Consider the following 1632-nt stretch of genomic DNA (forward strand, 5'->3'; position numbering starts at 1 on the left):
TGGGCATCGTCGGCGCGTTCTTCGGCGTGCTGGCGTAAGGGCCCGGCTGCATAGACTGTCATTGCAACCTGGTAAGGGGATGGAGCGGGCCTATGCCCTCCATCCCCTTACTTGTATAGAGGGAGTTCGTATGTTCGCGAAGGATCGCGAAGCAATGCGCCTGACGCCGGCAGAGGTCAGGCTGATTCTTATTGAGTCCCTGCAATGGTGCGCCAACAACGCGGTGTACTTTTTAGGGCTTATCGGCGCGGCGACGTATGATTTGGCTGGCACGGCCTTTTTGGTTGCTGCCATTACGCTCGTACGCAATCTTATGACGTCGGCGGGCAATATGGTGTCGGGCTCGGTCATCGACCGCTTTGGACCGCGCCGGACGTCGTTTGTGACGTGCGTGATTACGGCGGTGCTATCGCTTGGCGTGGGGTTGGCGCCGTTGTCTGTCCCCGGGCTTGTGTTTGCCGCGTGCGTCTTGGGGCTTGCGGGCGGCTTTATCAACACCTGTACGCATGCGTTTCCGGGATACCTGGAGTCGACCACCGAGGGCCGTACCCGCGTGAACGGTCTCATGGTGTTCTACAGCAATATCGCCTATACCGCTGGCCCGCTGCTCGGTGGTGCCATCGTGAGCTGTTTTGCCACGCAATCGGTCTATCTGCTCATGGCGGGCATGATGGGTGTGGCGGCCGTGCTCTCCTTGGGCTGTCACGAGTGTGTTGCTCCCGCAAAAGGGGAGAAGCCGAAGGGCGGCATTCTGGGCGGCATGGCCGAGGGCGCGCGACTTACGTTTCGCGACCACGACCTGCGCCTTATCTTTATCTCGGGCTTTCTGGGCTTCTTTGCGTTTGGCGCGTTCGATTCGCTGGAGTCGTTGTTCTATCGCGATGTGCTCAACGTGGATATCGTCTGGCTGGGCTGGCTGTCCTCGGTCGTGGGCCTCACTTCCTCGGTGGGCGCGTTCATCCTGACCAAGCTTTCTGCCCGCCATGTCAACCTGCGATTGCTGCTCGGCGCGCTCATGGCCGTGGGCATTGGGTCCATGGTGTACGTGGGCACCGATATGCTGGGGGTCGCGATTATCGGTCAGGCGATTAACGGTCTGGCCTGGGGATTCCTGGAACCGCTGCAGATGATCTTGATTCAGGAGCGCGCTGACATCAAATACCTGGGGCGCATTACCGGCTTTGTGCGTTTTGGCCTGATGAGCGCCGGCGTGCTGCCGCTGCTGGCGGCTCCGTTTTTGGCGGAGGCTTTGGGTGTCCAGACGGTACTGTTTGGGGCATCGACCATTATTGCGCTGGTAGGAACGCTGTTCTTTGTCACACAAGGGAGGCGCCAGAGGCGTTAGCTATACATTCAATTCTAATTTAATACCACTCACCAGAGAATTTCGACCGTTCACCGAGGATTGGAGCAGATTGATAAGTGGTATTAAAAACACATTAGGTGTATGTCTATAATTGGTATCGAAAAGAAACGCGATGTATAGAGTTGCGTGCAGGACAGAAAGGAAAAGCCATGAAGGAAACCGAGAAGATCGAGATCATGCACTTTAGCCAGGAGGGCTACGTCGAGGACGGCAAGAACGTCTACGAGACCGGCAAGAAGATGACCGCGCTCGCCGACAAGGTCGCC

Annotated in this window: 1 protein-coding gene; it reads left to right on the forward strand. The window is 57.6% G+C overall.

Annotation, left to right across the window (positions count from 1 at the left end):
* The first annotated feature begins 130 nt into the window (after nucleotides 1-130).
* On the forward strand, nucleotides 131-1345 hold the full coding sequence (locus tag DWV58_RS09725) for an MFS transporter (protein WP_195241124.1): 1215 nt from the start codon (nucleotides 131-133) through the stop codon (nucleotides 1343-1345).
* Nucleotides 1346-1632 lie beyond the last annotated feature (287 nt).

Source organism: Collinsella sp. AF11-11, assembly GCF_003465485.1.
Classification (GTDB): Bacteria; Actinomycetota; Coriobacteriia; order Coriobacteriales; family Coriobacteriaceae; genus Collinsella.